Origin of the sequence: Wohlfahrtiimonas larvae (assembly GCF_002006755.1) — a bacterium.
Taxonomy (GTDB): domain Bacteria; phylum Pseudomonadota; class Gammaproteobacteria; order Cardiobacteriales; family Wohlfahrtiimonadaceae; genus Wohlfahrtiimonas; species Wohlfahrtiimonas larvae.
Window position 1 is genome coordinate 1 of the sequence record NZ_MVDO01000014.1, and the last position, 5,702, is coordinate 5,702.

A 5,702-nucleotide genomic window follows, 5' to 3' on the forward strand; every position below is an offset into this window, starting at 1 on the left:
ATGCTTTCTTGAAGAGGTGCATATTCCTGTTTTGCCATTTCAACAAACTCTCTGGCAGCAGGATCATTCATTACAAAATTTTTATGGATCCATCCATGTGCATTATTATCGCCATATTGAATTTCATAAAATTGTTTACTTTCACTGAGTATTTTAATTTTTTCCCCTGATGTCAGCATTTTAATAATACGACTATTATCATTAGCAGAGGCACGAATGGGTGCTTGTAGTTGATCTGTGACGTATTTTACATTTTGTGCAGAAACAGTAGAGCATAAAACGGCGAGAGATAGCAGTGTAATGATGTGTGTGCGAAAAGACATTATGTTCCTTAAAAGATACTACTTACGGAAGAAACATTATAAACATAAATATACGAGAATGCATATGAGAAGACAATAAAAAAGAGCATTGTGATAATGCTCTTTTATTTGATTAGCAATCAGTGGTGGGCCTTGCTGGGCTCGAACCAGCGACCGCTCGATTATGAGTCGAGAGCTCTAACCAACTGAGCTAAAGGCCCGAATATCTGGTAGGCATAAATGGACTCGAACCATCGACCCCCACCATGTCAAGGTGGTGCTCTAACCAACTGAGCTATATGCCTATGAGTAAATAGGTGTGTGATTATATAGATTACTTGTGAAAGGTGCAAGCTTTATAGTTGATAAATGTTCAATTATTCAATTTTGAGCATTATTTTACCAATGTGGGTGCTGGATTCCATGAGTTCATGAGCTTTATCAGCTTCATGTAAGGGAAATATCGCGTGAATGATGGGCTTAAATGAACCATTTTCTATGAGCGGCAAAAACTTCTCTTTCAATGTTTGTGTTAGTGCCTCTTTAAAAGGTAATTCACGAGAACGCAATGTGCTTCCTGTTAAAGTTAATCGTTTAGTCATAATTTTTAATAAGTTACATTCTACTTTAAAGCCTTTGGCTGCATTGATATAAACTAATCGGCCATCTTCTTTCAGGATATTAATATTTTTATTAAAATAGTCACCGCCAATGATGTCTAGAATCACATCAACATCTTTTGCATAATCTGCAAAATCATCTGTCTTGTAATTAATAGCTATTGCACCTAAAGATTCGCAGAAAGCTTTTTTATCATCACTGCCAACAGTTGTATAGATTTTTTTAGCACCAAATAACTTGGCCAATTGAATGGCGGTGATGCCAATACCGCTTGTGCCACCATGCACCATAAATGTTTCGCCTGATTGGAATCGGCAACGATCAAAGACATTGCTCCAAACAGTGTAAACAGTTTCAGGTAGGGAAGCTGCTTCTACATAAGATAAATTTTCAGGCTTACGAATACAAATGGATGCTGGTGCATTAACATATTCAGCATAGCCACCACCGGAGATGAGTGCGAAGACATCGTCACCTACTTGCCATTCTGTAACATTGCTACCAACTTGTTCTATTGTGCCAGAAACTTCTAAGCCTAAGATATCTGCAACCACGCCTTCGGGTACAGGATAATTACCTTTTCGTTGTGCAACATCTAAGCGATTAATGCCGGCAGCTTTAACTTTGATCAGTACTTCATTATCTGCAATGCTAGGTATTGTGCGTTCTTCAATTTTTAAAACTGATGGTGAGCCAAATTCTGTGATAACAACAGCTTTCATGATTCCTCCTAAGATGATTGTATAGGATTCATCGTACCATAAATTAGGCTAGCCAATTTACATCACTTTTGGATATAGTTTCAGATATTTCTGATTTGATAGTAAATTTTTCAAAATCAAATAATTCAGTATCTGCCAATTGAGATGGCTTAATATTTTTGAGAGATCTGAAAATATTCTCAATTCTCCCAGGGTATTTTTCTTCCCATTCTTGCAGCATCATTTTGGTTGTTTGGCGCTGTAGGCCATCTTGTGAGCCACATAGATTGCATGGAATGATCGGGAATTCGTGAATTTCTGCATACTTAATTAAATCTTTTTCAGAGCAGTAAGCCAATGGGCGAATCAGAATATTGTCGCCATCATCACTTTGTAGTTTAGGCGGCATTGCTTTTAATGTAGAGCCAAAGAACATATTCATAAATAGCGTTTCTACGATATCATCACGATGATGGCCTAAAGCAATCTTATTGAATCCTTTTTCTTTAGCATAGCTATACAAAATACCACGTCGTAAACGTGAGCATAAGCTACATGTTGTTTTACCTTCAGGAATTAACTCCTTCACAACGGAATATGTATCTTGTGTGATGATCTCAAAAGGTACACCTAATTCTGTTAGGTAGTTTGGTAAAACATGCTCGGGGAAGCCTGGTTGCTTTTGATCTAAGTTCACAGCAAAAACTTCGAAGTTTACAGGTGCTTTTTCTTTAAGCTTTAATAAAAGATCTAATAAGGCATAGGAGTCTTTACCGCCTGATAAGCAAACCATAATTCGATCACCATCTTCGATCATTTTATAATCCATGATGGCTGTACCAACTAAACGGCGTAAACGTTTTTCTAATTTTTTCTGAGTAACTGATTGTGTCATGATTTACCTAAAAACGACAAGGAACTATAGTGAAATTGCTTCTAATAAAACTATCTCATTCATAGAGACGGTTTTGTAGGTTATATTAAACCTTGCACTATAAAAGCTGTGGAATCGTGCATTTTATCACTTTGATCTTGAAACACCATATTAATTCTTAAGAAACTGAGTTTGTGTTTTAAAACATATTTTTAGATGAGACTTGAATATATATCATGGCAGCTCTTGATTTAATTGCACTATAATGGGCAATTTAATTATTTAGATGTGATACTGATGTTAGATGATAAAGCACTACTCCGATATTCTCGGCATATTTTATTGCCTGAAATTGATTTAGAGGGGCAAGAAAAAATTCAGCAGGCTCGAGTTTTAGTGATAGGTTGTGGTGGATTAGGTAATGCTGCTGCGCCATTGTTGGCCGCAGCTGGTATTGGTGAGCTTATATTGGTTGATTTTGATACTATCGATTTATCTAATTTACAACGGCAGATTCATTTTAAAACAGAAGATGTTGGTGAAAATAAAGCTGAAATACTCAAAAAGCATCTACATAATTTAAATCCTAATGTCGCCATTTATGCGGTGCCTGAAAAGGCGAATCATGCATTGTTATTAGATTTAGTAAAAAATGTAGATATGGTTTTGGACTGTACTGATAACTTTGCAATTCGGCAGATCATTAATCAGGTTGCACATGATCATAAAATTCCATTAATTTCTGGCTCAGCCATTCGTTTTGAAGGGCAATTGGCGATTTATGATTTTAGAGATGAAAAAAGTGGCTGTTATCATTGCTTATTTGAGGGGGCGCATAGTGATGATGGTGCTTGTGCGCTCTTAGGTGTTTTTGCACCTGTGTTGCAAATTGTGGGTGCAATGCAAGCGCAAGAGGCTTTAAAAATTATTTTAGAGCTGGCAATTAAGGTTAATCAAATGAAAATTTATAATGCACTAACAGGAGATTGGCAGGTATTTAAATTTATACGCAATCCAAAATGTCCTGTTTGCTGTGAGAAAGAGGTGAAGTAGCAATGGATCGGAAAATTATTTATTTGGATTATGCGGCTACAACACCGCCAGCGCCAGAAGTTATTGAAGATATGATGTGTGGTCTCAATACTGTTTGGGGTAATGCGAGTAGTGAACATATGCGTGGTTATACTTCTCATCATTATATTAAAGCGTCATTACAAGCCATTGCAGAGTTTTTAGGTGTAGAGCAGCATTGTTTGACGTTAACGAGCGGGGCGACAGAATCCATTAACTTGGCGTTGAAAGGTGTGATGCGTGCTCAAACGGCTAAAAAGCATATGATTGCAATCACAACAGAACATAAGGCCACATTGAATACGGTGCAAGCATTGGTGCAAGAAGGCTTTGAAGTGACGTTTTTGGTACCCAATAAAAATGGGCAGATTACAGCTGAAATGTTTGAGGCTGCAATTACGCCCAATACAGCTTTAATGACTAGTTTATGGGTCAATAATGAAACCGGCGATGTTTATGATATTCATGCAATTAGTGAAGTAGCGCGTAAGTACAAAGTTTTATTACACGTAGATGCAACGCAAGCTTTGCCTCATTTTAAAATCGATTTATCATTGGTGGATTTAGCGAGTTTTACAGCGCATAAAATTTATGGCCCAAAAGGTATTGGTGTTTTGTATCAGCGTGATTTTCCTAAAATTCCAATGTCACCAGTTTTAGATGGTGCAAAAACAGAGTTGGGTAATCATGTGGGGACTTTGGCAAATCATCAAATCATGGGGTTAGCCTGTGCTGTCCAATTATTATCTCATTATGATAAAGAGCAGCTGCAGAATGAGCAACGATTGGAATATCTGATGAAAATATTATCACCCTATGGTGTGACTAGAAATGGTAAAGAGAATCAGCTAATGCCAGCAATTATTAATATTCATGTGCCAGATGTTTATGGTGAAACTTTAATGGCTTCTGTGCCTCATTTATGCTTTTCACGTGGTTCAGCGTGTAATAGTGATGAAACGCTACCATCCCATGTATTGACTGAATTAGGCTATAGTGATAAGCATGCAAGAGAAAGTGTACGGATCAGTTTAGGGCGCTATTTATTAGAGGATGATTTTAAGCAAGCAGTCAATGATTTGGCAAAATCAATTGAGCAGTTGCAACACATAGCGCATGCTGAGCATCTTTTGCCTGCCATTCATATAAAAGGTGATATGAACTTAAATTTATTAGATGATGCGCATTTTCAAAAAAATTATAGTTTTGATTTAGAACGTGATGATGTTGTATTAAATATTAATCTATTGATGCAGAATAAAAATATCACAAATCTTTCTGTAGGAGTACAAAGTTCGCCATATATTTTATGGTTTATGAATGAAGTAAGTAGATTGCTGCGTTATCAATCGATAGATGTATGGATAAATTTTAGAATGAATCAAGTTTGTGAAACAATGAATATTCCACGAAATGAATTACGTTTAGTGATGATTATTGAGAAATTTATTCGTGATTGTGGAGAATCAATGAAAGAAGGTTGATTAACTTTCTTTGTGGTGATTTTTCTCACTTTGGTAGGCTAGAATTAAATAGTCTACCATTGAATATAATGTCAATGCTGCTGCTATGATCAATCCAATTTCACCAATTAAAAAGATTGGTAAACCAAAAAAATGAGATTTAAAGAGTAAGCAGCCGATGGCGCCCATTTGAAAGGTTGTTTTCCATTTACCAATCCAAGAAACTGCGACTGAATTTCTACGACCTAAAGAGGCCATCCACTCACGTAATGCCGAAATAGTAATTTCGCGGCAGATAATGATAATGGTGCATAGTACAATAATCAAAGATTGTGGATTATCAACTGCGATAATAATCAAAGCAACAGCAACAATTAGTTTGTCTGCAACAGGATCTAAAAATGCGCCAAAAGGGGATGAAACATTGAGTTTCCTTGCTAGGTATCCATCAAAATAATCTGTGATACCTGCTAATGCAAAAAGTGCACATAGGAGAATATTTTTAACAGGTACTCCGAAACATGTCGACTGCATGTCTAACAAAGCAAGTAATACAAATATAGGAATGATAAAAATTCTAAATAGAGTAAGTAAATTTGGAAGATTCATCATTGCCTATATCCTATGTTTGTGCTTTTACCATTATCGCCATTTTTGACAGGAAGTCAAA

6 protein-coding genes and 2 tRNA genes are annotated in these 5,702 nt (G+C 36.3%); 2 read left to right on the forward strand and 6 right to left on the reverse strand.

Annotation, left to right across the window (positions count from 1 at the left end; all coding sequences use genetic code 11):
* The 5 genes from BZK14_RS00885 to ttcA form a co-directional block, all read right to left on the reverse strand.
* A partial coding sequence (locus tag BZK14_RS00885) for an SH3 domain-containing protein (RefSeq protein WP_171973606.1) occupies window positions 1–323 on the reverse strand: 323 nt, incomplete at its 3' end.
* 123 nt (window positions 324–446) lie between these two features.
* Window positions 447–523, reverse strand: a tRNA-Ile gene (locus tag BZK14_RS00890).
* A 7-nt stretch (window positions 524–530) separates the two neighbouring features.
* Window positions 531–607: transfer RNA gene (locus BZK14_RS00895), tRNA-Val, on the reverse strand.
* A 72-nt stretch (window positions 608–679) separates the two neighbouring features.
* Window positions 680–1,645 carry an NAD(P)H-quinone oxidoreductase gene (locus tag BZK14_RS00900; protein ID WP_077924728.1) on the reverse strand — a complete coding sequence of 322 codons (966 nt, stop codon included), beginning with the start codon at window positions 1,643–1,645 and terminating at the stop codon, window positions 680–682.
* 43 nt (window positions 1,646–1,688) lie between these two features.
* The gene (ttcA, locus tag BZK14_RS00905) at window positions 1,689–2,522 is read right to left on the reverse strand and encodes a tRNA 2-thiocytidine(32) synthetase TtcA (RefSeq protein WP_171973607.1); all 834 of its coding nucleotides are present in this window, start codon (window positions 2,520–2,522) and stop codon (window positions 1,689–1,691) included.
* A 273-nt stretch (window positions 2,523–2,795) separates the two neighbouring features.
* On the opposite strand from ttcA, the gene BZK14_RS00910 reads away from it, so the two are divergent.
* Together BZK14_RS00910 and BZK14_RS00915 are read left to right on the forward strand one after the other, a co-directional pair.
* Window positions 2,796–3,551: a HesA/MoeB/ThiF family protein gene (locus tag BZK14_RS00910; RefSeq protein ID WP_077924730.1), complete on the forward strand. Its 756-nt coding sequence runs from the start codon at window positions 2,796–2,798 to the stop codon at window positions 3,549–3,551.
* A gap of 2 nt (window positions 3,552–3,553) precedes the next feature.
* Window positions 3,554–5,053 carry a cysteine desulfurase family protein gene (locus BZK14_RS00915; protein WP_077924731.1) on the forward strand — a complete coding sequence of 500 codons (1,500 nt, stop codon included), beginning with the start codon at window positions 3,554–3,556 and terminating at the stop codon, window positions 5,051–5,053.
* Here the strand turns inward: BZK14_RS00915 and pgsA are convergent, their stop codons facing one another.
* On the reverse strand, window positions 5,054–5,644 hold the full coding sequence (gene pgsA / locus BZK14_RS00920; protein WP_077924732.1) for a CDP-diacylglycerol--glycerol-3-phosphate 3-phosphatidyltransferase: 591 nt from the start codon (window positions 5,642–5,644) through the stop codon (window positions 5,054–5,056).
* Window positions 5,645–5,702: the final 58 nt, after the last annotated feature.